Here is a 22002-nt window from a genome sequence, read left to right on the forward strand (position 1 = left end):
GACTGGTCGATCGCGGGAGAGTGCATGGCGGACGGAGTTGGCTCGCTTTCGGGGTGGTCTGCCGAACCCACCGAAGTGACCAGCTACGTAGGCCGTGACGCCGAGACCGGCGAAGCGCGGCGCCTGCTGGCGGCGTCGTCACTCGTCACGCTGACCGGGCCCGGCGGGGTGGGCAAGACCAGGCTGGCGTGGCGGATCGCGACGGCCCACCGTGACGCGACGGCCGACGAGGTCGCGTTCGTTTCACTGGCCGAACTGCGGGAACCCGCGTTGCTGGTGCCGACGGTGGCGAACGTCCTCGGCTTCGGCGACCGCTCGGCGAAACCGGCCATCGAGGTCGTCGTCGAAGCGCTCCGGTCGAGCCGGTTGCTGCTGGTGCTGGACAACTGCGAACACCTCGTGGACAGCTGCGCCTGGTTCGCCGACACCATCGTCAGGGAATGTCCGCAGGTGACGGTGCTGGCCACGAGCAGGCAGTCCCTCGGGGTGGCGGGCGAGCGGATCCTGCCGGTGCCGCCGCTGGCGGTGCCGGAACAGGGCGACTCCTTCGAACGCGCGGTGAACTACGAGTCGGTGCGGCTGTTCGTGGACCGCGCGACCGCGGTCGCGCCGTCGTTCCGGCTCACCGAATCCGACACCGAACCGCTGATCCGGCTGTGCCGCCGTCTCGACGGGCTGCCACTGGCCATCGAACTGGCCGCGGTCCGCGCGCGGGCGTTGTCCCTGCGTCAGCTGGCCGACCGGCTCGACCGGCAGTTCTCCGTTCTCACGAAGGACCGGCGCGGGCGGCCGGAGCGGCACGAAACCATGCGGGCCCTGATCGACTGGAGCCACGACCTGTGCACCGGCCCCGAAAAGCTGCTGTGGGCGCGCACGTCGGTGTTCTCCGGCAGCTTCGACCTCGACGCCGCCGAACAGGTCTGTTCCGGTGGCGAACTGCCCCGCGAACGCGTCCTCGAAGTCGTCGACGGGTTGCTCGACAAGTCCATCCTGCTGCGCGAGGAGTACCCGGGCGGCGTGCGGTACCGCATGCTGGAATCGGTGCGCGAGTACGGCGTCGACAGGCTGAACGAGGCGGGCGAGACGTCCGTCTTCCGCAAGCGGCATCGCGACTGGTTCGCCGAACTCGCCGGCCGGTACGCCACCGAATGGCTGGAGACCGATCAGCTCGGCTGGATCGGCCGGTTGCGGCGCGAGCACGCGAACCTGCGCGTCGCACTCGACTACTGCACCGGCAGCCAGGAGGACGCCGTCGTCGGGCTGCGGATGTTGCGTGACGTCAAGGAGTTCTGGATCGTCCGCGGGCTGAACACCGAAGGCCGGATGTGGGTCCGGCGGCTCGACGAGGTCGCGGCACCGGGTGTCCCGGAGCGGGCACACGGGCTGTGGCTGTCCGGTTTTCTGGCGCTGGTGCAGGGAGACATGCCCGCCCACCGGTGCATGCTGGACAGGGCGGCCACCGAAGCCGAGGCGAGCGGCGACGAACTCGCCGCCGCCTACGTGCTCCACGTCCGCGCCTACGCCGCGCTGATCGGCAACGACATGCCCGAGGCGGCGCGGCTGTTCGGCACGGCCATCGACCTGTTCCGCGCCCACGGCGACGAGGGCGCTGACCTCTGGGCGAGCTACAACCACGGGCTGGCGGTCTGGCTGGACGGCGACATCGACCGCGGCAGGCAGGTACTCGCCGAATCCGTCGAACGCTGCGAGCGGCGGGGCGAGGTCTTCTGGCGGGGCTGGGCGCTGTGGTCGCGCGCCGCCGCCGAGTACCTCCAAGGGGACCTCTCCGTGGCGAGCCGCTGCTGCGAGCAGATCCTGCGCCTGCACGCCAGGGTGGACGACCGCGTGGTCGTCGGGTTCACACTCACCGTGCTGGCCGGTTGCGCGGCCCGCACCGGACGTCCCAACCGGGCCGCGATCCTCCAGGGCGCCTCGATGAACGTCTGGCGCACGGTGGGTGCCTGGCCGACGCGGTACGAGGCGTTCACCGAACCACTGCGGGCCGACACCGACGCCGTGACCGCGGCGCTGGGCTGGGAGGTCGCGATCAAGGAGTTCACCGACGGCGCCGCGATGCCCACCGCCGACGCCATCGCGTATGCCCTCGAAGAGCGACCCCCCGAGCCCCCGAAACAGACGGCGCAGGTACTCACCAAACGCGAGACCGAGATCGCGCGGGTCGTCGCCGAGGGGCTCACGAACCAGGAGATCGCCGACCGGCTCGGCATCGCCCGCCGCACGGTGGACACCCATATCGACCACATCCTGACCAAACTCGGCTATGCCAACCGCGTCCAGGTCGCCACCTGGGTCACCCGCACCGCGGAGTCCTGACCGCCGGCCTCAAGCCGCCCTGATCGGTGTAACGGGCCGGGCCGGTTCGGCGGTGTGCGTGTCGGCGCGCAAGGCGATGCGCAGGTCGAGCCGCTCCCGGGGGTCGTCGAGGCGGTCACCGAAAAGCACGCGAAGGCGGCGCAGGCGGTTGCGGACAGTCTGCGGGTGCACGCCGAGGTTCTCCGCGATCTCGGGTGCCCCGCCGCGGGCGGCGAGCATCGCCTCGAGGGTTTCGGCGAGTTTGGTGCGCTCGTTCGGCGGCAGGTCGGCGATCGGCGCCAGGCTGCGCGTGACGAGCGCGGCGGTGAGCACCTCGTCGGCGAACAGCCAGTGCGTGGTCAAGTGGTCCGACCACCGCACGAGCGGTCCGTCTTCGATCACCTCACGCCGCACCAGTTCCAGCGTCCGGCGTGCCCACCGCAAGGACACCGCGGCTTCGGCGGGCGCGACCGCGGGCCCGACGGCCGCCCGCGTCCCCGCCAGTACGCCACCGATCTCGATGTCGTCGGGAACGAGCAGGTGCGGATACTCGCCGGTGAGATCGGCCAGCACTTCCGGACCGAACGAGGCACGGAGCGCGCCCGGCTCCGCGGCGATGGCGACCACCCGGGCGGGCGGCACCCACCCCGCCTCGGCCGCGAGCCCGGCCCACTTCCGGCCGCTCAAAAGCTCCCTGAGGAGATCGCGGCGCAACTCGGCCACCGACGGCGTGTGCGCGGCGCGGTAGGCGGTGGTGGAAAGCCGGATCAGGACGTCGGTGCAGCGGAGCAGGGCCTCCACCCCCGTGTCCATCAAGGCCGACCCGGCCCCGTGCTGGCGCGACAACGAGGCCAGGACGGGCAGAGCGCACCGGCCCGCCGAGTGGTAGGCGCGCGAGAGCCGGTCCAGCTCCTTGCCCGCGGCGTATTCGGCGACGCCGACTTCCCGGAAGGCGTCCGCACCGGCGGCGATCCCCAGCGCGGAGGCCATTCCGTCGTGCTCCAAGACAGAGGCGACGAACTCCGCGGCACGCGCGTCGAACAGGGACGCGTGCTCGGGCAGGGAATGCCGGACACCGTCGATCACCGCGCGGGCGAGCACGAGCGCGGCGGAACGGGTCGGGGCTGAGCGGGCCTGGGTCGAACGGGTCTGGGTCGAACGGGTCTGGGCCGGGCGGACTGGGGCGTCGGACGCGGTCATCGTCGACCTCCGGGGCAGCGGGAATCGTCGGGCCGCCGAGTCTGCTACCGCGGAGTAACGGGCACATCGGGTGAATTACGTACTCGCGCCTCTACGCCGTACGGATCACCCGTTCGTGGCATCTGCCGAACCGGGCTGCGGTCCGTGAAGGACCCCTTCCCGCCGAGGAAACTCGACCTTCACACCTTCCCCAAGTACATGAAGGCCCCCTTCCTTGCGCTAGGCGCAAGGAAGGGGGCCTTCATGTACTTCAGACGAGCTAGGGCCCAGTGACCACAGGCGTTCGCGTGTCCTGAAGGCCCGCTACGCAGTGGTAGCGGACCACTCACGCCCAACCGGACCGCCGACCTCAGCCGTTCGGGTCGAACGGGATCCCCGCCGGCTTCGCCTTGGCGAGTTCGCCGTTGAACGACGAGTCCCGGATCCCCAGCTGAGCGCTGCCGAAGTCGTGCCCGGTCAGCTTGTCGCGCAGCCCCGGCGGGTAGCCGTCCCAGCCGATCAGCGGCGGGTACTGCCACTGCTTCTTGTGGTTCTCCGGCTCCTCGCCAAAGCTCGCGTGCCGGAAGCAGTGCGTGCTGATGCCGTCCTTGTGATAGATCACCTTGGGGTGCTTGCCCGTCTCGTCCCACGGGACCTGGTCGCGGTGCCGGGTCGTGTACTTGCCGTGCGCCGAGGTCGACACGCACCTGCCCCACTCGCCCTGGACCCACACGACGACGTGCTCCCAGTCGTGCCGGTGACCGGCGCTCCCGGGGCCCAGCGCGGCCTGGTCCTTCTCGAAGTAGAGCGCGTACAGATAGGCGCACCAGCCGTTGTTGCACTTCACCCGCGAGTACGCGTTGGTGTTGTCCAGATCGGACAGGTCGCGGCACTGGCCGTTGACGTCGCCGCCCAGCGCGAGGCCCGGCGCGAGGGTGCCGTCACGGCCGATCGCCGGAGTCGGGTAACAACCGTCGCCGTCGTAGTCGAAGGCGGGTTCGTAGATCCGGTCAGGCCAGGGCGCCGACCAGTCCAAAGCCTGCGGCGGTGCCGCCGAGGCGGTGCCTGTCACGAGAAGCAGGGCGGCGAGTGTGCCAAGGAGGACCGTGGTGAACCGTCGCATGCGGTTATTTATTCACGACTTGATTCAACACGGAACCCTCCTTGGTCGGCTTACTCGCAAACGGCTCCGTGCGCGGCGCTCCGGACGACCTTGGCGTACTTGCCGAGCACTCCGCGCGTGTACGCCGGAGGCTTGGGAGCCCAGCCTTCCCGGCGTGCCTCGATGTCGTCGATCTCGACTTCGAGCGTCCGGTTCGCGACGTCGAGGGTGATCGGGTCACCGTCGCGCACGAACGCGATCGGCCCGGCGTCGACGGCTTCCGGCGCGATGTGGCCGACGCAGAGGCCGGTCGTGCCGCCGCTGAACCGGCCGTCGGTGATGAGCAGGACGTCCTTCCCGAGTCCCGCGCCCTTGATCGCGCCGGTGATGGCGAGCATCTCGCGCATCCCCGGCCCGCCCTTGGGGCCTTCGTACCGGATGACGACGACGTCCCCGGTGACGATCCGGCCCTCGGCGAGCGCGTCGAGGGCGGCTCGTTCGCCGTCGAACACCCGCGCGGTGCCGGTGAACGTCGATTCGTCGAAACCCGCCGACTTCACGACCGCGCCTTCCGGCGCCAGCGAACCCTTGAGGATGGTCAGCCCGCCGGTCTTGTGGATCGGGCGGTCGAGCGGGCGGATGATCTCGCCGTCGACGCCGGCGGGCGCGATGCCGTCGAGGTTCTCGGCCATCGTCTTGCCGGTCACGGTGAGCACGTCGCCGTGCATGAGCCCGGCGTCGAGCAGCGCCTTCATCACCACGGGGATCCCGCCGACCTTGTCGACGTCGTTCATCACGTACTTCCCGAACGGCTTGAGGTCGCCGAGGTGCGGGACCTTGTCGCCGATGCGGTTGAAGTCGTCGATGCGCAGATCGACCTCCGCCTCGCGCGCGATCGCGAGCAGGTGGAGGACGGCATTGGTCGAACCGCCCAGCGCCATCACGACAGCGATGGCGTTCTCGAACGCCTCCATGGTCATGATCTGCCGCGCGGTGATGCCCTGCCGGAGCATGCCGACGACGGCCTCCCCCGACCGGTGGGCGAACCCGTCACGGCGCCGGTCGACGGCGGGCGGCGCGGCCGATCCGGGCAGTGACATGCCGAGTGCCTCGGCGACCGAAGCCATCGTGTTGGCGGTATACATGCCGCCGCAGGCGCCCTCGCCGGGGCAGATGGCGCGTTCGATCCGGTCCACTTCGGCGCGGGTGATCTTGCCCGCCAGGCAGGCGCCGACGGCCTCGAAGGCGTCGATGATCGTGACGTCCCGGCCGTCGACCTGACCGGGCATGATCGAGCCGGCGTAAAGGAAAACGGAGGCGAGATCGAGCCGCGCGGCGGCCATCAGCATGCCAGGCAGCGACTTGTCGCAGCCCGCCAGCAGCACGGAGCCGTCCAGCCGCTCGGCCATCATCACCGTTTCGACGGAGTCGGCGATCACCTCCCGCGACACCAGCGAGAAATGCATTCCCTCGTGTCCCATGGAAATGCCGTCGGACACCGAGATCGTGCCGAACTCCAGCGGGTAGCCGCCCGCCGCGTGCACACCGTTCTTGACGGCCTTGGCCAGCCGGTCGAGCGAGAGGTTGCACGGGGTGATCTCGTTCCACGAGGACGCCACCCCGATCTGCGGTTTGGCGAAGTCGTCGTCGCCCATCCCGACCGCGCGGAGCATCCCGCGGGCCGCCGCGCGCTCCAGGCCGTCGGTCACGTCGCGTGAACGAGGCTTCAAATCGGGCTGGTCTTCCGGCATCGGGACACCTTTCTTCGTGGTGGGACACCGGGCACGCTGCCAACCGGAGGCGCCCGGCGCAACTCACCGCTCCGCATTCGCTCCACGGTGCAGCGCCACGCGCGTGATCGCGTGATGCTCCACGCCGAGCACCTCGGCCGTCCAGCCGGAGACCACCACCCGGTCGCCGGGCTTCTCCGGGATCCGGCCAAGGAGCACGAGGATCAACCCGGCGATCGTCGCGTACTCCCCCGGCGGCGCGTCGGGCAGCTCGACGCCGACGTCGACGAGGTCGTGTACCGGGAACGTGCCGTGCAGGACCAGGGAACCGTCCTGTCCGTCGCGTACGGCGAGGACGTCGCGGTCGGTCTCGTCGTAGATCTCGCCGACGATCTCCTCCAGCAGGTCCTCCAGCGTGACCATGCCCGCGACGGAACCGTGCTCGTCGACCACCAGCGCCATCTGCTCCCGCTCGGCCTTGAAGCTGCGCAACGCGTCCGAGACTCGCAGCGAATCGGGGAACACCACGGCTGGCCTGACCACTTCGGCGAGATCGTCGCGGTCTTCGAGCAGATCACGCAGGCTCACCACGCCGATGACGTCGTCCAGGTGCCCGCCGCGGGCGACCGGCGCCCGGGAGTGGCCCGACTCGGCCAGCTGCCGCCGCGCCGATTCGAGGTCCTGTTCCGCAGCGATGGTCAGTACCGCCCGCCTCGGGACGAGCACCTCCCGCAGCCGTCGTTCGTGGATTTCCAAGGCACCGTTGATGATCATGCGCTGCTCGGCGTTCAGACCGCGTTGCGCCGAGACCAGTTCCCGGAGCTCCTCGGGCGACATCTGGTCCGGATCGGCCTCCGTCCGTCCGCCCAGCGCCCGTACGACGAAGTTCGTCGACACGCTCAGCGCCCAGACCACGGGTCTCGAGATCGTCGACAACAGGTTCAGCGGACGTGCCACCAGCAAGGCCCACCGCAGCGCGTTCTGCATGGCCAGCCGCTTCGGCGCCAGTTCCCCGAGCACCAGGGTCAGGAACGTGAGGACCACGGTCACCAGTGCGACGGCCACCGCGCGGGCGGCGTCGCCGAAGAAACCCAGCAGTGGCACCACGGGTTCGGCGAGGGACACCGCCGCCGTCGCCGAGGCCAGGAACCCGGCGAGCGTGATACCGATCTGGATCGTCGCCAGGAAGCGATTCGGGTCGCGCGCCAGCCGGACCAGCGTGCGGGCCGTCGCGCGGCCGTCCCGTTCCAAGGAGCGCAATTGCCCCTCGCGCAACGAGATCAGCGCCATCTCGCTGCCCGCGAACACCGCGTTGAGCACCACCAGCACCGCGACCAGCGCGATGTCGAACCCGTAGCCGCCCACAAGCACTCCCCGGCCCGCCGGAAGTGCAGAACATTACCGAGGGAAACGCGGGCCCGCAGATGTCGAGCCGCTCGCTACTGACACGTCGTTCCGATACCTTCGAAGGACCCGCACGGACGGAGTCCTGATGTTCACACTCAAGACCGCTCCCGCCCGGAACCTCCGGCGCCGGGCGGAGGAGATCGCCAAACCGGTCACCCGCTGGAGCATCGGCCACGCGATCCCCCGGGTGGCCCTGCGGGCCGCGGCGCGACGGGGAGATCTCCAGGGCAGGCTGTCCGTCGAAGCGAGCGGCGGCGCGGATTTGACCGGGTTGTTCGACGAGATCCGCGCGCACGGCGCCATCGCCACCACCCGGGTCGGGCATGTGACCACCCGGCATTCGGCGTGCAAGGAGATCCTCACCAGCGACGCGTTCAAGACCGTGCGGTTCGTCCCGGACAATCCGCTGCTCAACCGGCTCGTCGCCTGGTCGGCGTCCGGCCTGATCCATCCGATCGAACCGCCGTCGCTGCTCGCCAGCGAACCGCCCGACCACACGCGCTACCGGAAGCTCGTCACGCGGGTCTTCACCGCCCGCGCGGTCGAGCAGCTGAGGGAACGCACGCAGGCGATCGCCAACGAACTTCTCGACGGTCTCGACCCGGCGAACCCCGTCGATCTCGTCGAGTCCTACTGCGGGCTCCTGCCGGTCACCGTCATCAGCCAGATCCTCGGTGTGCCGCCCGAAGAACGCGACAAGGTGCTCGCGCTGGGCGGAGCGGCGGCCCCGAGCCTCGACCTCGGGCTGCCGTGGAAGACCTTCCGTACCGTCGAAGCGACGCTGGCCGAGTTCGACTCGTGGCTCACCCTGCATCTGGAGAAGCTGCGGGCGAATCCCGGGGACAACCTGCTGAGCAAGCTGATCGCCGCCCGCGAGGACGGCGTCGGCCTGACCGAACGGGAACTCAAGGCGACCGCGGGACTCGTCCTCGCGGCCGGGTTCGAAACGACCGTCAACCTCCTCGGCAACGGCATCGCCCTGCTCGTCCGGCATCCGGGCCAGCTCGAGAAACTGCGCGCGAATCCGGAACTGTGGAGCAACGCGACCGACGAGATCCTCCGGTACGACCCGCCCGTCCTGCTCACCGGCAGGTTGTCCGCCCGCGACACCGAAATCGGCGGGAAGCCGATCGGCCGGGGCGCGATCGTCAGCACGGTGCTCGCGGGCGCCAACCGGGACCCGGAGATCTTCGACGACCCGTCCACCTTCGACGTCGAGCGGGCGAACGCGCGAGACCACGTGTCGTTCGGGGCCGGACGGCATTACTGTCTCGGCGCTTCGCTGGCGAGGATGGAAGGGGAGATCGGGCTGCGGTCGATCTTCGAGCGGTTCCCCGACCTGCGGCTCGTCGGCGGGGAGCGGCGGCGGCAGACCCGGATCCTGCGCGGCTTCGAAACGCTACCCGCGACCCTCTCGTAAGTGGTGGTTCGGGTTTCCGTTGAAGGGTCGGGCAGAGGTGGGGACTGTCGTGCGGGACTGTGTGGATTTCGGGTCATCTGACGATGCTGTTGGCGAATTCGTGGCCAAGCGAAAGGATCCCCGGGTCGTCGCGTGATCTTATGGAGGACACGCGTGACTGGAGGGAGATCACGCGTGACTGGGCGGAGAACTCGCGTGATCGGACGCGGAACACGCGGCCCAGTCCGACCGCGGCCGAGTTCTCCATCCAGTCACGCGTGATCGCCGTCCAGCCACGCGTTCGTCGAGGAGTTCGGCGCCGACGAGGTGATCGACTACACCACGGTCGACTTCACCGACGTGGTCCGCGACATCGACGTCCTGTTCGACACGATCGGCGGCGACACCGTCGAGCGGTCGCTCGACGTGCTCCGCCCAGGCGGTCACCTGGTGACGGCGGTCGCCGAGGAGGATTCGGGACTCGCCGCCAAGTACAAGGCAGCCGGTGTGCACTTCAGGGGCATCGCGGTCGACCCCGATCCGGTCGCCCTGCGAGGTCTCGTCGAACTCGCCGAGCAGGGCAAGCTCCGGGTCCATGTGCAGGAGACGTTTCCGTTCGGACGCGTCGCCGACGCGCACCGGCTGCTCGACGGCGGTCACCTCCGGGGCAAGCTCGTCCTCACCGTCTGACCCGCCAAGCGGGGATTTTTACCGGACCGGCCGGGAAAACCGGTCAGTAACGTCTCGCCGGTGACGAGGGACCGTGAAGGCAGGGAAGCGCCGGAGTTGCCCGCCTTCACCGGGTTCGGGTGCCTCATGGGGTTCTTCATGACCGTGCTGGCCCTGATCGGCCCGGCCCTGCTCTGGATCAGCACCCGGTTCGAGCCCGGCGATGACGACCGCCTGGTCGTCATCGCCATGGGCGCCGTGTTCACGATCGGCGGTCTGGCGGCCGTCGGCTCTCAGCTGTGGCAGAACGCCAAGGCCCGCGAGGCCCACCGCGCGCTCGACCGGGCGGGCGTTCGCGCGACCGCCGAAGTCGTTTCCAGCAAACGGATCTGGGTCGGTGAGGTGACCACTCCGGCCGACGACGTCGACCTCGTCGTCACAGGGCCGGGGGTGACGCCGTTCAGCGCGCGCCTGCTCATCGAAGAGGTCGGCCGTTACGAAACGGGCACGGTGGTACCCGTCGACGTGGACCCGAGGACCCTCCTGTTCCGCCTCGCCGACTGACTCGCCGCGATCATTGCCCGGCAGCATCGTATCGCTTATCGTATATGAAATTCACCCCCCGATGCTGCGAGGTGACGTTTTGACCACCGCCACCGCCGACCCGACCACCACCACGGTCGCGCGAGATTTCACGGATTTCCGCACGGTGGTGTCGCACTCCTTCGTGCCGTTGCACGTGACGAGCGAGCACCGCGACCACTTCCGCGGCCGCATCCGCTCGTGCGGCGCCGACGACGTGCAATTGACCGAGGTGACCGCGTCCGCGCACGTGGTCGAACGGACGCCCGAGCTCATCGCCAGGGCGGACAGGCACTACTACAAACTGAGCCTGATCCTGTCCGGGACCGGGTTGCTGGTGCAGGACAACCGCGAAGCCATGCTCCGCCCCGGTGACGTGGCGTTGTACGACACGCACCGCCCGTATTCCTTGGCGTTCGAAGAGGATTTCCGCACGCTCGTGGTGATGTTCCCGCAGCGCCTCATCGATCTCCCCCGCGACCTGGTCGGCCAGCTGACCGCGGTCCCCATGTCCGGAAAGCGCGGGATGGGGAACGTGGTGGTGCCCTTCCTCGCGCAGCTCGGCAGCAACCTCGACCAGCTCGGCGGACCCGCCGGCGTCCGGCTCGCGCATACGGCGGTCGACCTGCTCGCCACGCTGTTCGCCAGCGAACTCGACCTCGCCCGCGCGACGGCCGGGCCGCACCACGAACTGATGCGCCGCGTGCTCGCCTACATCGACACGAATCTGTCCTCCACCGACCTCGGCCCGGCGCAGATCGCCGCCGAGCACTACATCTCGACCCGGCATCTGCACGGCCTCTTCCACGAGCAGGGCACGACCGTCTCGGGCTGGATCCGCACCCGGCGTCTCGAACACTGCCGCCGCGAACTGCTCGACCCGGTACACGCTTCGCGGCCCGTCGCGGCCATCGCGGCGAAGTGGGGTTTCGTGGACGCGCCGCATTTCAGCCGGGTGTTCAAGACGGAATTCGGCTGCTCGCCGAGCGAACTGCGCCGCGGCTTGACCGTGAGCGATCGGTTGTTGCCGCCCAGCGCGTGACAGCTGGCCCTCCCCCGGTGGTCGCCCCGACGATGACCGCATGTCCGAAGCACCCGAGGAACAGTGGCGCACCTATGACGAGTTCGCCGCCGGAATAGCCACCTACCGCCTGCCGAACGCGGACCTGTCGGGACGCGAGCTCACCGTCACCCTCGACGACGGGACGACGCTCGCGCTGCGGTTCGAGGACGCGGAATCCGTCACCTGCAACGGCATCAAGGATCCGTACGACGCGGTCGCCGTCCGGGAAGACGTTTTCTTCGTTAATCTCCCCCATACCAGTGTGGAAGGTGAAGCGCTCACCGTCGTCTTCTCCACGACGACGCATCGCGCGCTCGCCGTGCGTTCGGTGATCGGGGCCGAGGACGTCGAAGGCGTTCCCCGTGTCTCCCAGACGTTCTGGTCCGGCACCACCGACGCGGGCACGCCGACCGGTGAGCGGCCGGGACCCTCACGCGATCTGATCGGCAAGCGCAACGTCTACCGCTACAGCCCGGAACACCTCTACGAGCACGTGTACGTGTCCTCGCAACGCTATGCCTGGCAATGCCTCGAAGGCGTGCAGCGCGGCCACGGGGATATGGACCTGTCGACGGTGTGGAAGTTCCAGGACGGCCTCTACCTGTTCTGCTTCCGCGAATTCCGCATCGCCGTGGCCAGTGTGTGGCTGCACGACCTCGGCTACGCGCTGAAGACCACCGGAGTCTTCCTCGGCATCACCGGCGACGGCCGGTCGGAACACTCCCGCGCGGGCGGGCACATCTACCCACTCGGCGCCGTCTCTTATCCCGACGCGCAACCGGTCTAAGGAGGCTGTTGGCGGAGCTGGGACGTACCTCGCGAAAGGGCCATCACGCGTGAACCCGCCCGGCCGAAGGCCCCGCTATCACGGTGGCAGGGCGCCCCTGTCGCCAACGTAAGAGGTACGGCCAAGCCGCGCCCTGCCGATGCGATCGCGGACGCGGGTTCACCAACAGACACTAAGGAGCTTAAGTGTCCAATTTAGACATCATCGCCGCGCACTACGCCGCGAGCGACCGAGGCGATCTGGCGGGCATGCTGGCCCCGCTCGGTCCCGAGACCACCTGGACGGAGGCGGCCGGATTCCCTTACGCCGGCACCTACACCGGTCCGGAAGAGGTGCGGGACAAGGTCTTCGGCGCGATCGCGAAGGACTGGGACGGCTACGGTTTCGCCCTCGATGAGCTCGCCGACGCGGGTGACACGGTGATCGGCATCGGCACCTACCAGGGCAAGCACCGCGAAACCGGTCGCTCGTTCACCGCCCGCGTCGCGCACGTGTGGAAGTTCGACGGCGGAAAGGTCACCTCGTTCGAGCAGATCGTCGACTCCGTACCCGTCGTGAACGCAGCGGAGGACCGGTGAAGCCCGCGCGGCGCCTCGTCGCCCTCGCCGCCGCCATCCTGTTGGCGACAGCGGGCTGCGCCGGAGCCGAAAGTGGTTCGAGCGGCCCGATCAAGGTCGGCTCGGTCAACGCGCTGAGTGGCGCGGCCACCTTCCCCGAAGCCTCCCAGGCGGCCAAGGCGGTCTTCGACGCGGCCAACGCGAGCGGCGGTGTGAACGGAAGACAGATCGAGTACAAGGCCCTCGACGACAAGGGCGATCCGGCGGCCGCCGCTGCCGCGGCCCGCGAGGTCGTCGGCCGTGACGAGGCGGTCGCACTGGTCGGCTCGTCCAGCCTCATCGAGTGCGAGATCAACAACAAGTACTACGAACAGCAGAAGATCCTGTCCATCCAGGGCATCGGCGTGGACCCGGCGTGCTTCTCCAGCCCCAACATCGCCCCGGCCAACGTCGGCCCGTACCACGACATGACGCTGACGCTGCTCTACGGCTCGGAAACGCTGAAACTCAACGACATCTGCGCGTTGCTGGAGATCGCGGGCAACACGCTGCCGTCGTATCAGGCGGCGATCGACGAGTGGTCGGCGATCACCGGCAAGAAGCTCAAGTACCTCGACGCGACCGTGCCCTACGGCGGTTCCGACTACACCTCCTACATCGTCAAGGCCCGTAACGCCGGGTGCAAGGCGATCACGGTGAACCCGGTCGAACCGGATTCCATCGGGCAGCTCAAGGCCGCCGCCGCGCAGGGCTGGAACGACGTCACCTGGCTGCTGCTGACCAGCGTCTACAGCGAGAACTACGCCAAGGCCGTCACCAACGCCGGCGCCGGGGTGTACGTGCCTGCCGAGTTCTACCCGTTCACCGATTCGGCCAGCCCGCAGAACAAGGTCTGGCACGATCTGATGACCAAGAACAACATCCCGCTGACGTCGTTCAGCCAGGGCGGTTACCTGGCGGCGAAGTACTTCCTCGAGGTCGTCCGCGGGATCAGCGGTGACGTCACCCGCGAGTCGGTGACCAAGGCGCTGCGCGAGATGAAGCCCATCACCGATCCGATGGTCGGCACGCCGTATGTCTTCGGACCGGGCCAGACACACCACGACAACACCGCGGGCTGGCCGATCAAGCTCGCCTCCGGCACCGGCAAATGGGAGCTGGTCGCCAACGACTGGCTGCGCATCCCGAAGAAGTAGGAGGACTCGATGCTGCAGGGAGCGCTGGCCGGCCTGGCCGCCGGCGGACTGTACGCGGTACTGGCGGTCTGCCTGACGCTGATGTCGCGGTTGGTGCGGGTGGTCAACTTCGCCCAGTCGGCCACCGGGATGTTCGGCTGCTACGTGGCGGTGTTCCTGTCCGTCCACTTCGGACTGCCGACGTGGCTCGCCACGGTGGCGGGAATCCTGCTCGGCGGGCTGCTCAGCGCGCTCCTCGGCTGGATCGTGTCCACCTGGCTCGCCGAGGCGGACACCGGCACCCGCTCGGCGGTGACGGTGGCGGTGCTGCTCCTGCTGATCTCGTTGTCGTTCATCCTGTTCGGCAACAAACCGCAGCCGTTCCACCCGATCCTGGACGGCCCGGCCCTCACCGTCGGCGGGGTGGTGATCAGCCAGGTCACCGTGGTCACCGTCGCGCTGGCGGTGCTGGTGGCGGCGGCCAGCAAGATCGTCCTGAGCCGGACCTCGGCAGGAGTCCAGCTCAGGGCGCTGTCCGAACGTCCGACCACCGCCGAACTTCTGGGCATCCCGGCGAAACGGCTCAGCGTCGCGGTCTGGGCGGTCACCGGGGTGGTCAGCACGCTGGTCATCTCGATCGTGGCGCCTTCGCAGTCGAACGACGCGACGTCGCTGGCGATGCTCGTGGTGCCCTCGGCCGCGGCGGCCCTGCTCGGCGGGTTCCGCCGACTCGACCTCGCTGTCGCGGGCGGGCTGGGCCTCGGCCTGATCCAGGGCGCGGCCGCGCAGGTCGACGGCCTTTCGGTGGTGCGGTACTTCCTGCCGTTCGCAGTGATCGTCGCGCTGCTGCTGTGGTCGCAGCGCAAGGAGGTGTGGGATGCGGCTCGCTGACCAACGCGGGGTACGTACCGGGTTCCCGTTCGTGGTCGCCCTGGTGGCGATCGCGGTCGGCTACGGACTGAGCGCCGGGCTCGACGGGTACTTCGTGTACCTGGGCATGAGCGCGGTCGTCGCCGGGATCTCGTTGCTCGGGCTGGGCGTGGTCACCGGCAGCGCGGGGATGATCTCCTTGTGCCAGCTGACCTTCGGCGCTGTCGGCGCCTGGACGGTGTCCGCGTTGAACGAGGCACAGGCGCCCGGCGGGTTCCTCCTCTGGCTGTTGCTCGGCGGGCTCGCCGCCGGTGTGGTCGGGATCCTCGTCGGGCTCCCGGCGCTGCGGCTGCGCGGGATCAACCTCGCCGTCGTCACGCTGGGACTCGCCGCCGCGGCCGACCTCGCGCTCGTCCAGCTCCAGTTCCCCGGCGTCTCCGGCGGGATCTCGGTCGAACGGCCCGAGGCCTTCTCCGACGACCGGTCCTATTTCCAGCTCGCGATCGTGGTGCTGGTGCTGTGCTGCCTCGCCGTGTACTTCCTGCGCCGCGGCCGCTGGGGCAGCGCCTGGCAGGCGGTGGCGTTCTCCGAACGCGGGACGGCGGCCGCGGGCACGAGCGTGCGGACGTCGAAACTGACCGCGTTCGCGGTGAGCGCCACCCTCGGCGGGATCAGCGGCGGCCTGCTCACCGGGCAGGTCGGCCTCGCCTTCCCGGCCAGTTTCACCGCGATCCAGTCGCTGGCGCTGTACGTGCTGGCGATCATGTCGGGCGCGCATCTGATCGACATGGCCGTGTTCGGCGCGGTGCTCTGGGTCGGCGTACCGGAACTGCTGAAGCGCTGGGGAATCCCGCAGGACTGGGCATTCGTGGTCTTCGGTGTGCTCGGCGTCCAGGCGCTGGCCAGTGGCGGCAACCTGGGTACCACGGTGCGGCAAGTCTGGTACCGGCGCTCGAAGAGGGAACCCGCGAAACTCGATCTGGCCGGGACCGTGGCTGTCAAGTATAAGGCTCCCGGTCCACCGGTGCTCACCGTGCGCGGGCTGAGCGTGAACTTCGGACATGTGTCCGCACTGTCCTCAGTGGACATTTCCGTACCGGAACACGGTGTGCTCGGCGTGATCGGGCCCAACGGTGCGGGCAAGTCGACGCTGGTGGACGCGATCAGCGGGTTCCTGCCGAACGCCGATGGCTCGGTGGAGCTGGGCGGCAAGCCGCTGACGGGGTCGCCGTCGAACCGGGCCCGCGCCGGGCTGCGCCGGACGTTCCAGCAGGACCGTGTCCCGCCGGGGCTGACGGTCGGGGCGTACGTCAAGTTCCTCGCCAGGCGACGGCTCACCGCCGACGAGATCGGTGAGGCACTGGACTTCTTCGGCTGCCCCGCGGCCCGCACCCCACTGTCGCAAGTGGACGTCGGCGCCCGCAGGCTGGTCGAGGTCGTCGGGCACCTGCTGGCGCGGCCGCGGGTTCTGCTGCTCGACGAACCCGCCGCCGGACTTCCGCACGAGGAGCACGTCGCGTTCGGGGAACGGCTGCGGCAGGTTCCGGCGCGGTTCGGGGTGTCCGTGCTGCTCATCGAGCACGACCTCGACCTGGTGCGTTCGGTCTGCGACACGATCACCGTCCTCGACTTCGGCCGTGTGCTGGCCTCCGGCCCCCAGGCCGAAGTGCTCGCCGATCCGGCCGTGCTCAAGGCGTACATGGGTGAAACGGAGCTGTTGTGAACGCTTTGCGGATAGCGGGGCTGACGGTCACCCGCGGCGCTGGTCCGGTGATCTCCGGCGTCGACCTCACGCTGGAACCGGGGCGGATCACCGCGCTCGTCGGCCCCAACGGCGCCGGGAAGACCAGCCTGCTGGAGGCCGTCTCCGGCGTCGTGCCCGCCTCGGCGGGGACCGTCCACATCGGATCCGACGAGATCACGAAGCAGTCGCGGGTCAACCGCGCGCGGCGAGGTCTGGCACATATCGAGCAGGGTCGCGCGGTGTTCGGCGGCCTGACCGTGCTGGAGAACCTGATGCTGACCGCGCGCACCCGCGCGCGGGCCGACGAGCTGTTCGAACTGTTTCCCGAACTGGAGAAACGCCGCGACTCACCGGCGGCGCTGCTCAGCGGCGGCGAACAGCAGATGGTGGTGCTGGCCCGCGCGTTCGCCGCGCGGCCGTCGTTCCTGCTGATCGACGAGATGTCGCTGGGCCTCGCGCCGGTGGTGTTCACCCGGCTGCTGCCGATGGTGACCCGGTTCGCCGAGGACGGCGCGGCGATCCTGCTGGTCGAGCAGTTCACGCACCTCGCCCTCGGCGTGGCGAGCGACGCGCTGGTGGTGTCTTCGGGGCGCGTCACCTATGCGGGCGACGCGCAGGGCCTGCTGGACTCCCCCGGCACCCTGCACTCGGCCTACCTGGGCGAATCCTGAGGCTCCTTCTTCCCCGATAACCGGAGGCTGGTCCGCATCCGAGCCAGGCGGGTTCCCAATGTCGCATCTGGGGCGCTGAGCGTCTCAAATGCGACATTGGGAACACGACGCGGCCGGTCAAGGTGTCGTGTGGGGTGGCGGGTCCGTGAAGGCCTCCTTCACTACCTTCAGGGTCAGGGTCCCGGCAAAGTCGCAGAGCTGCTGATCAGCGCTGCTCTTGGTAATCCGGGCTTGACATCGCTAGTGCCCGAAAGGGTCGAGCGGGGAGGATTCCGGACGTTCAACGTCCGGAATCCTCCCCGCTCAGGGGGCTCCGCAACCGGTGTGCCCGCTGACGGTGAATAGCCGCCTGACCTGCAAGATCTCGACTTTGCCGGGCCCCTGACTTTGAGAGTAGGCAAGGAGGCCTTCACAGACTCTGGCCCGATGGCTAAGAGCCCATGCCCGCCCGTTCGAAGGCCAGCGTCGGCAGGTCGACCGCGTGCGCACCGCCGTCGGCCACGATCACCGCGCCGGTGATGTAGGACGACTCCGAAGAGCCCAGGAACCGCACGATCGACGCGATCTCCTCGGGCTCGGCGGGACGGCGCAGCGGGACCTCGGCGGTGACGCGGCGGTAACCCTCGTCGTGGCCACCGTCGAAGCCAGCGGCCTCGGCGAACTGGTCCATCTCTCCGTCCGCCATCGGGGTGCGCACCCAGCCGGGGCAGACCGCGTTCGCGCGGACGCCCTTCGGTCCGTAGTCCCGGGCGATCGAGCGGGTCAGCCCGATCAGGGCGTGCTTCGCGACGGTGTACCCGGCGACATTCGGCCCGGCGAACAATCCGGCCAGGGAAGACACGATGACCACCTGGCCGCCGGTCTCGACCAGCGAGGGCAGCGTGGCCCGGCAGAACACGAAGGCGCTGGACAGGTTCGAGCGCAGGGCCAGTTCCCATTCCTCGTCGCCGGTGTCGACCACCGAAGACAGGCCGTGCCCGCCCGCGTTGGCCACCACGACGTCCAGCCTGCCGAACTTCCCGACGATCTCCGCCACGGCGTTCTCGGCGGCTTCGCGTTCGCTGGCGTCACAGGTGACGACGTACGCGCCGGTTTCGGCCGCCACCTTCTCCAGCGGTTCGCGCCGCCGTCCGAGGACCACCACCTGGGCGCCTTCGTCGGCGTACCGGCGGGCGACCGCCGCGCCGATACCGGTACCGCCACCCGTGATCGCGACAACCTTCTTCACTCGCGTGAGTCCTTTCTAAGCGGGAAAACCCGAACGGGCCGAGACGCCGAAGTCGGCGAGCACGGCCTGGCCGTTGATCGTCCGCGAACGCGCGGACGCGAGATAGAGCACCTGGTCGGCGACGTCTTCAGGAGCTTGCACCGGGAACGCGGGATCGTCGAGCACCTCGCCGAGGTCGCCGCGTGCCATCGGGGTGTCGACCACCGACGGGCACACGCAGTTCACCCGGACGCCGGGCAGATCGACCGCGAGCGCCCTGGTCATCGCGACCACAGCGCCCTTCGATGCGCCATAGGCCGCCATGCCTGGCGCGATGGTGAAAGCGGAGTCGCTGGCCAGCAGGACGACCGAGCCGCGCGCCGCGGTGAGCCACGGCGCCGCGTGTTTGACCAGCAGGAACTGGCCGGTGACGTTGACCGCCATGACGGTGGCGAAGTCGGCCGCCGAAGTTTCGGTGACCGGTGTCCCGACCGGTCCGGAGATCCCGGCGCAGCCGACCACGACGTCCAGGCCGCCGAACCGCTCGGCGACGGTGCCGACCGCCGCGGCCACCGACCGTTCGTCGGTCACGTCGGCGTGGACCGCCAGCAGGCCGTCGGCGAGTGTCGGCACGGGTGCCCTGTCGAGGGCGCCGACCCGCGCGCCTTCCGCCAGGAACGCCTGGACGCAGGCAAGGCCGATACCGGACGCCGCGCCGGTCACCAGCACGGCCTTGCCCGCGAGTTCCAGTCGCATGGCGCCATCCTGCGGCTGGCCCCTTTCCCGAGGGTTGGCCGTCAGTGCATCCTTCTTGTCCGCAGCCGCATGACGGCCGCGCCGTCTTTCCTCGCGGCACCGGACCGGCAAGACTGCGAAGCATGACCAGGCCGCATCCTTTGGACCCGCTGACCGCCGACGAACTCACCGCAGGCCGCGCGATCCTGGCCGCCGAGGGTCTTCTCACCGAGACCACGCGGTTCCCGTCGGTGCTGCCGGTGGAACCGGACAAGGCCGACGCCGCCCCGGACCGCCGCGTCCAGTACACGCTGCTGGACACCGCGACCGGCCAGGCGCGCGAAGTGGTCGTCTCGCTGCCGAAACGTGAAGTGGTCTCCGGCGAGGACTGTGGCGACGGTCAGCCCGCGTATCTGTTCGAGGAGTACGACCTCGCCGCGTCGATCACCAAGGCGTCGCCGGAATGGCAGGCCGCGATGGAACGACGCGGGCTCGCCGACCGGATCGAGCACGCGTTCTGCGCTCCCCTGGCGCCCGGTTTCTTCGGCAGGGCCGACGAGACCGGCCGGGTCATCCGGTCGCTGACCTTCCTGCGCGACGACGAGTCGGACAGCCCGTGGGCGCACCCCGTCGAGGGTCTGATCGTGCACATCAACCTGACCGAGCAGCGGGTGCTCCGGGTCGAGGACGAGGGCGACGTGCCCGTCCCGCCAGAACACGGCCGTTACGGCGACGCCCCGGCGCGCACCACGCTCAAACCGATCGAGATCACCCAGCCCGAGGGCCCCAGTTTCACCGTCGACGGCAACGAGGTCACCTGGGAGGGCTGGAAGCTGCGGGTCGGGTTCAACGCCCGCGAGGGCCTGACGCTGCACCAGATCTCGTTCCAGGACCGCTCGGTGCTCCACCGGGCGTCGGTGCCGGAGATGGTGGTGCCCTACGGCGACACCGCGCCGGGCCGGTTCTGGATCAGCTACTTCGACGCGGGTGAGTACCTGCTCGGCAAGAACGGCAACGATCTGCGGCTGGGCTGCGATTGCCTCGGTGTCATCCACTACTTCCCCGCCTTCGTCGCCGACGACCACGGGCACCCGGTCGAGATCCCCCGCGCGATCTGCATGCACGAGGAGGACTACGGGATCCTGTGGAAGCACACGGATCTCGACGGTCGCGCCGAGGTCCGCCGCTCGCGGCGGCTGGTTATCTCGTCGATCTCCACCATCGGCAACTACGACTACGGCTTCTTCTGGTACCTCTACCTCGACGGCACCGTGGAACTGGAGGCGAAGGCCACCGGCATCGTGTTCGCCGGCGCCGCGCACTCCGGCACGAAACACCCGCACGCCAACGAGATCGCGCCCGGGCTGTTCGCGCCGGTGCACCAGCATCTGTTCTGCGCGCGGCTGGACGTCGCGATCGACGGCGAACGCAACTCTCTCGTCGAGATCGACGTCGAGCGCGTGCCGATGGGCGACCAGAACCCGTACGGGAACGCCTTCACCTGGAAGGAAACCCCGCTGCGGACCGAACAGGAAGCGCGACGGCACGCGGATCCGGCCAAGGCACGCGTCTGGGAGATCCGCAGCGCGGAGCGGACGAACCGGCTCGGCACGCCGACGGCGTACCAGCTCGTGCCCCGGCCGTCCGCGACCCTGATGGCGCAACCGGAATCGAGTGTCCACCAGCGGGCGACGTTCGCCACCCGTCACCTGTGGGCCACGCCGTACCGCGCCGACGAACGGTTCCCCGCGGGCGACCAGCCGAACGCGCATCCGGGCGGGGCGGGGCTGCCTGCCTGGACCGCCGCCGACCGGGATCTCACCGACACCGATCTCGTGCTGTGGCACGTGTTCGGCCCGACCCATATCCCTCGTCCCGAGGACTGGCCGGTCATGCCGGTCGACTACTCCGGTTTTTCCCTGCGCCCCTACGGATTCCTGGACCGCAACCCGGCACTGGACCTGCCTTCCGGCGCCACCGACGAGCACTGTTCCGCCCACGAGCACTAGGACTTTTCCATGCCCGAACTGACCCTGTCCGACACGTCCACCTGGCTGCCGCTGGACGGCCTCGCCCCCGGTTTCGACGCGAACAAGGCCCCCACGGTCGGCGACCTGCACGGCCGCACCTTCGAGCTCGCCTGCGAAGACGGCACCACGTTCACCGCGGGCTTCTCCGGCACCCGGATCGAGTGGACCTACCACGGCACGGGCACCGACCGCTGCGAGACGTTCCTGGTCGACGACGACCTGTACTACGTCCAGTTCCACCCGCAGGCACGGCAGGAAGAGGCGTTCACGCTGCTGCTCGACCTGCGCCGCGGCCGCGCGCTCCTGGTGCTGAGCAAGATCGGCGACACCTCGCCCCGCGTCACGCAGACGTTCCTGGCCGCCACGATCGGCGGCATCGAGCCCAGCGGCGAGTCGCTCGCCCCGACCACGTCGCTGGTCGGGCGCCGGGTGCTGTGGGTGTACAGCACCGAACACGCCTACGAGCACGTGTACCTCAGCCCGCACTGGTACACATGGCAGTGCCTGGCCGGTCCGGAGAGGGGGCTCGCGGACACCGACGAGAACTCGGTCTACGAACTGCGTCCGGGCATCTACGTCTTCGCCTGGCGGGAGAAGGTGATCCCGTGTGCCTCCGTGACCGTCGCCGACCACCGCGACGCGAAGCGGCTGCGCTCGCACGGTGTCCTTTTCGGACTGGACGCCACCGGGAGTACTCCCACTCACTTCACCTTCGGCGCGCACGGCAAGCTGCTGAGCACCACCGTGCACCCCGACGCGTACGACCCCGCCGGGAGCTGAGC

The 22002-nt window shown here is 69.3% G+C and carries 18 protein-coding genes and 1 pseudogene; 13 read left to right on the forward strand and 6 right to left on the reverse strand.

The features are described 5' to 3' along the window. The first annotated feature begins 24 nt into the window (after window positions 1-24). Complete coding sequence (locus ACLARN_RS32790) at window positions 25-2334, forward strand: LuxR C-terminal-related transcriptional regulator (protein ID WP_409495346.1); 2310 nt, start codon at window positions 25-27, stop codon at window positions 2332-2334. Window positions 2335-2343: 9 nt separating this feature from the next. Here the strand turns inward: ACLARN_RS32790 and ACLARN_RS32795 are convergent, their stop codons facing one another. The 4 genes from ACLARN_RS32795 to ACLARN_RS32810 form a co-directional block, all read right to left on the reverse strand. Then, window positions 2344-3513, reverse strand: coding sequence for a helix-turn-helix domain-containing protein (locus ACLARN_RS32795; protein ID WP_409495347.1), 1170 nt, complete (start codon window positions 3511-3513; stop codon window positions 2344-2346). 349 nt (window positions 3514-3862) lie between these two features. After that, complete coding sequence (locus ACLARN_RS32800; RefSeq protein WP_409495348.1) at window positions 3863-4615, reverse strand: NPP1 family protein; 753 nt, start codon at window positions 4613-4615, stop codon at window positions 3863-3865. A 50-nt stretch (window positions 4616-4665) separates the two neighbouring features. Further along, a complete protein-coding gene (gene ilvD / locus ACLARN_RS32805) occupies window positions 4666-6345 on the reverse strand; it encodes a dihydroxy-acid dehydratase (RefSeq protein ID WP_409495349.1) in 1680 nt (559 codons plus the stop codon). 63 nt (window positions 6346-6408) lie between these two features. Further along, window positions 6409-7689, reverse strand: coding sequence for a hemolysin family protein (locus ACLARN_RS32810; RefSeq protein WP_409495350.1), 1281 nt, complete (start codon window positions 7687-7689; stop codon window positions 6409-6411). Between the two features lie 127 nt (window positions 7690-7816). Here ACLARN_RS32810 and ACLARN_RS32815 point away from each other — a divergent pair, with 127 nt between their 5' ends. The 10 genes and pseudogenes from ACLARN_RS32815 (at window position 7817) to ACLARN_RS32860 (ending at window position 17248) form a co-directional block, all read left to right on the forward strand. Then, complete coding sequence (locus ACLARN_RS32815; protein WP_409495351.1) at window positions 7817-9151, forward strand: cytochrome P450; 1335 nt, start codon at window positions 7817-7819, stop codon at window positions 9149-9151. Window positions 9152-9412: 261 nt separating this feature from the next. After that, window positions 9413-9820, forward strand: a pseudogene (locus tag ACLARN_RS32820) (zinc-binding dehydrogenase); the annotation flags it as partial. A 60-nt stretch (window positions 9821-9880) separates the two neighbouring features. Then, the gene (locus tag ACLARN_RS32825) at window positions 9881-10363 is read left to right on the forward strand and encodes a hypothetical protein (protein ID WP_409495352.1); all 483 of its coding nucleotides are present in this window, start codon (window positions 9881-9883) and stop codon (window positions 10361-10363) included. Window positions 10364-10424: 61 nt separating this feature from the next. Beyond that, complete coding sequence (locus ACLARN_RS32830) at window positions 10425-11423, forward strand: helix-turn-helix domain-containing protein (protein WP_409495353.1); 999 nt, start codon at window positions 10425-10427, stop codon at window positions 11421-11423. Window positions 11424-11463: 40 nt separating this feature from the next. After that, window positions 11464-12231, forward strand: coding sequence for a MoaF C-terminal domain-containing protein (locus ACLARN_RS32835; protein ID WP_409495354.1), 768 nt, complete (start codon window positions 11464-11466; stop codon window positions 12229-12231). A gap of 185 nt (window positions 12232-12416) precedes the next feature. Further along, window positions 12417-12809, forward strand: a complete 393-nt coding sequence (locus tag ACLARN_RS32840) for a nuclear transport factor 2 family protein (protein ID WP_409495355.1) — start codon at window positions 12417-12419, stop codon at window positions 12807-12809. Beyond that, window positions 12806-13984, forward strand: a complete 1179-nt coding sequence (locus ACLARN_RS32845) for an ABC transporter substrate-binding protein (protein ID WP_409495356.1) — start codon at window positions 12806-12808, stop codon at window positions 13982-13984. Before ACLARN_RS32840 ends, ACLARN_RS32845 begins: the two co-directional genes overlap by 4 nt. A 9-nt stretch (window positions 13985-13993) precedes the next feature. Further along, window positions 13994-14854 (forward strand): ABC transporter permease subunit, encoded by an 861-nt coding sequence (locus tag ACLARN_RS32850; RefSeq protein WP_409495357.1) that lies wholly within the window; start codon window positions 13994-13996, stop codon window positions 14852-14854. Next, on the forward strand, window positions 14841-16556 hold the full coding sequence (locus ACLARN_RS32855) for an ABC transporter permease subunit (RefSeq protein WP_409495358.1): 1716 nt from the start codon (window positions 14841-14843) through the stop codon (window positions 16554-16556). Before ACLARN_RS32850 ends, ACLARN_RS32855 begins: the two co-directional genes overlap by 14 nt. Then, the gene (locus tag ACLARN_RS32860) at window positions 16553-17248 is read left to right on the forward strand and encodes an ABC transporter ATP-binding protein (RefSeq protein WP_409495359.1); all 696 of its coding nucleotides are present in this window, start codon (window positions 16553-16555) and stop codon (window positions 17246-17248) included. The genes ACLARN_RS32855 and ACLARN_RS32860 overlap by 4 nt, the downstream gene beginning before the upstream one ends. Window positions 17249-17678: 430 nt before the next feature. On the opposite strand, the gene ACLARN_RS32865 is transcribed toward ACLARN_RS32860, so the two are convergent. Together ACLARN_RS32865 and ACLARN_RS32870 are read right to left on the reverse strand one after the other, a co-directional pair. Continuing rightward, window positions 17679-18476, reverse strand: coding sequence for an SDR family NAD(P)-dependent oxidoreductase (locus tag ACLARN_RS32865; RefSeq protein ID WP_409495360.1), 798 nt, complete (start codon window positions 18474-18476; stop codon window positions 17679-17681). A gap of 15 nt (window positions 18477-18491) precedes the next feature. After that, a complete protein-coding gene (locus ACLARN_RS32870; protein ID WP_409495361.1) occupies window positions 18492-19211 on the reverse strand; it encodes an SDR family NAD(P)-dependent oxidoreductase in 720 nt (239 codons plus the stop codon). A gap of 122 nt (window positions 19212-19333) precedes the next feature. Between ACLARN_RS32870 and ACLARN_RS32875 the strand changes: the two genes are divergently transcribed. Beyond that, window positions 19334-21199: a primary-amine oxidase gene (locus ACLARN_RS32875; protein ID WP_409495362.1), complete on the forward strand. Its 1866-nt coding sequence runs from the start codon at window positions 19334-19336 to the stop codon at window positions 21197-21199. Between the two features lie 9 nt (window positions 21200-21208). Then, on the forward strand, window positions 21209-22000 hold the full coding sequence (locus tag ACLARN_RS32880; RefSeq protein ID WP_409495363.1) for a molybdenum cofactor biosynthesis F family protein: 792 nt from the start codon (window positions 21209-21211) through the stop codon (window positions 21998-22000). The last annotated feature ends 2 nt before the right edge of the window (window positions 22001-22002 follow it).

The sequence above is a fragment of the Amycolatopsis sp. cmx-11-12 genome (assembly GCF_046269425.1).
GTDB lineage: Bacteria > Actinomycetota > Actinomycetes > Mycobacteriales > Pseudonocardiaceae > Amycolatopsis.

Excerpts from the sequence above, each read along its gene's own strand:
- ACLARN_RS32870 (WP_409495361.1), bottom strand. The coding sequence starts at position 19,211 with ATGCGACTGGAACTCGCGGGCAAGGCCGTGCTGGTGACCGGCGCGGCG.
- ACLARN_RS32875 (WP_409495362.1), top strand. The coding sequence starts at position 19,334 with ATGACCAGGCCGCATCCTTTGGACCCGCTGACCGCCGACGAACTCACC.
- ACLARN_RS32850 (WP_409495357.1), top strand. The coding sequence starts at position 13,994 with ATGCTGCAGGGAGCGCTGGCCGGCCTGGCCGCCGGCGGACTGTACGCG.
- ACLARN_RS32855 (WP_409495358.1), top strand. The coding sequence starts at position 14,841 with ATGCGGCTCGCTGACCAACGCGGGGTACGTACCGGGTTCCCGTTCGTG.
- ACLARN_RS32815 (WP_409495351.1), top strand. The coding sequence starts at position 7,817 with ATGTTCACACTCAAGACCGCTCCCGCCCGGAACCTCCGGCGCCGGGCG.
- ACLARN_RS32800 (WP_409495348.1), bottom strand. The coding sequence starts at position 4,615 with ATGCGACGGTTCACCACGGTCCTCCTTGGCACACTCGCCGCCCTGCTT.
- ACLARN_RS32880 (WP_409495363.1), top strand. The coding sequence starts at position 21,209 with ATGCCCGAACTGACCCTGTCCGACACGTCCACCTGGCTGCCGCTGGAC.
- ACLARN_RS32835 (WP_409495354.1), top strand. The coding sequence starts at position 11,464 with ATGTCCGAAGCACCCGAGGAACAGTGGCGCACCTATGACGAGTTCGCC.
- ACLARN_RS32795 (WP_409495347.1), bottom strand. The coding sequence starts at position 3,513 with ATGACCGCGTCCGACGCCCCAGTCCGCCCGGCCCAGACCCGTTCGACC.
- ACLARN_RS32830 (WP_409495353.1), top strand. The coding sequence starts at position 10,425 with ATGCTGCGAGGTGACGTTTTGACCACCGCCACCGCCGACCCGACCACC.
- ACLARN_RS32790 (WP_409495346.1), top strand. The coding sequence starts at position 25 with ATGGCGGACGGAGTTGGCTCGCTTTCGGGGTGGTCTGCCGAACCCACC.
- ilvD (WP_409495349.1), bottom strand. The coding sequence starts at position 6,345 with ATGCCGGAAGACCAGCCCGATTTGAAGCCTCGTTCACGCGACGTGACC.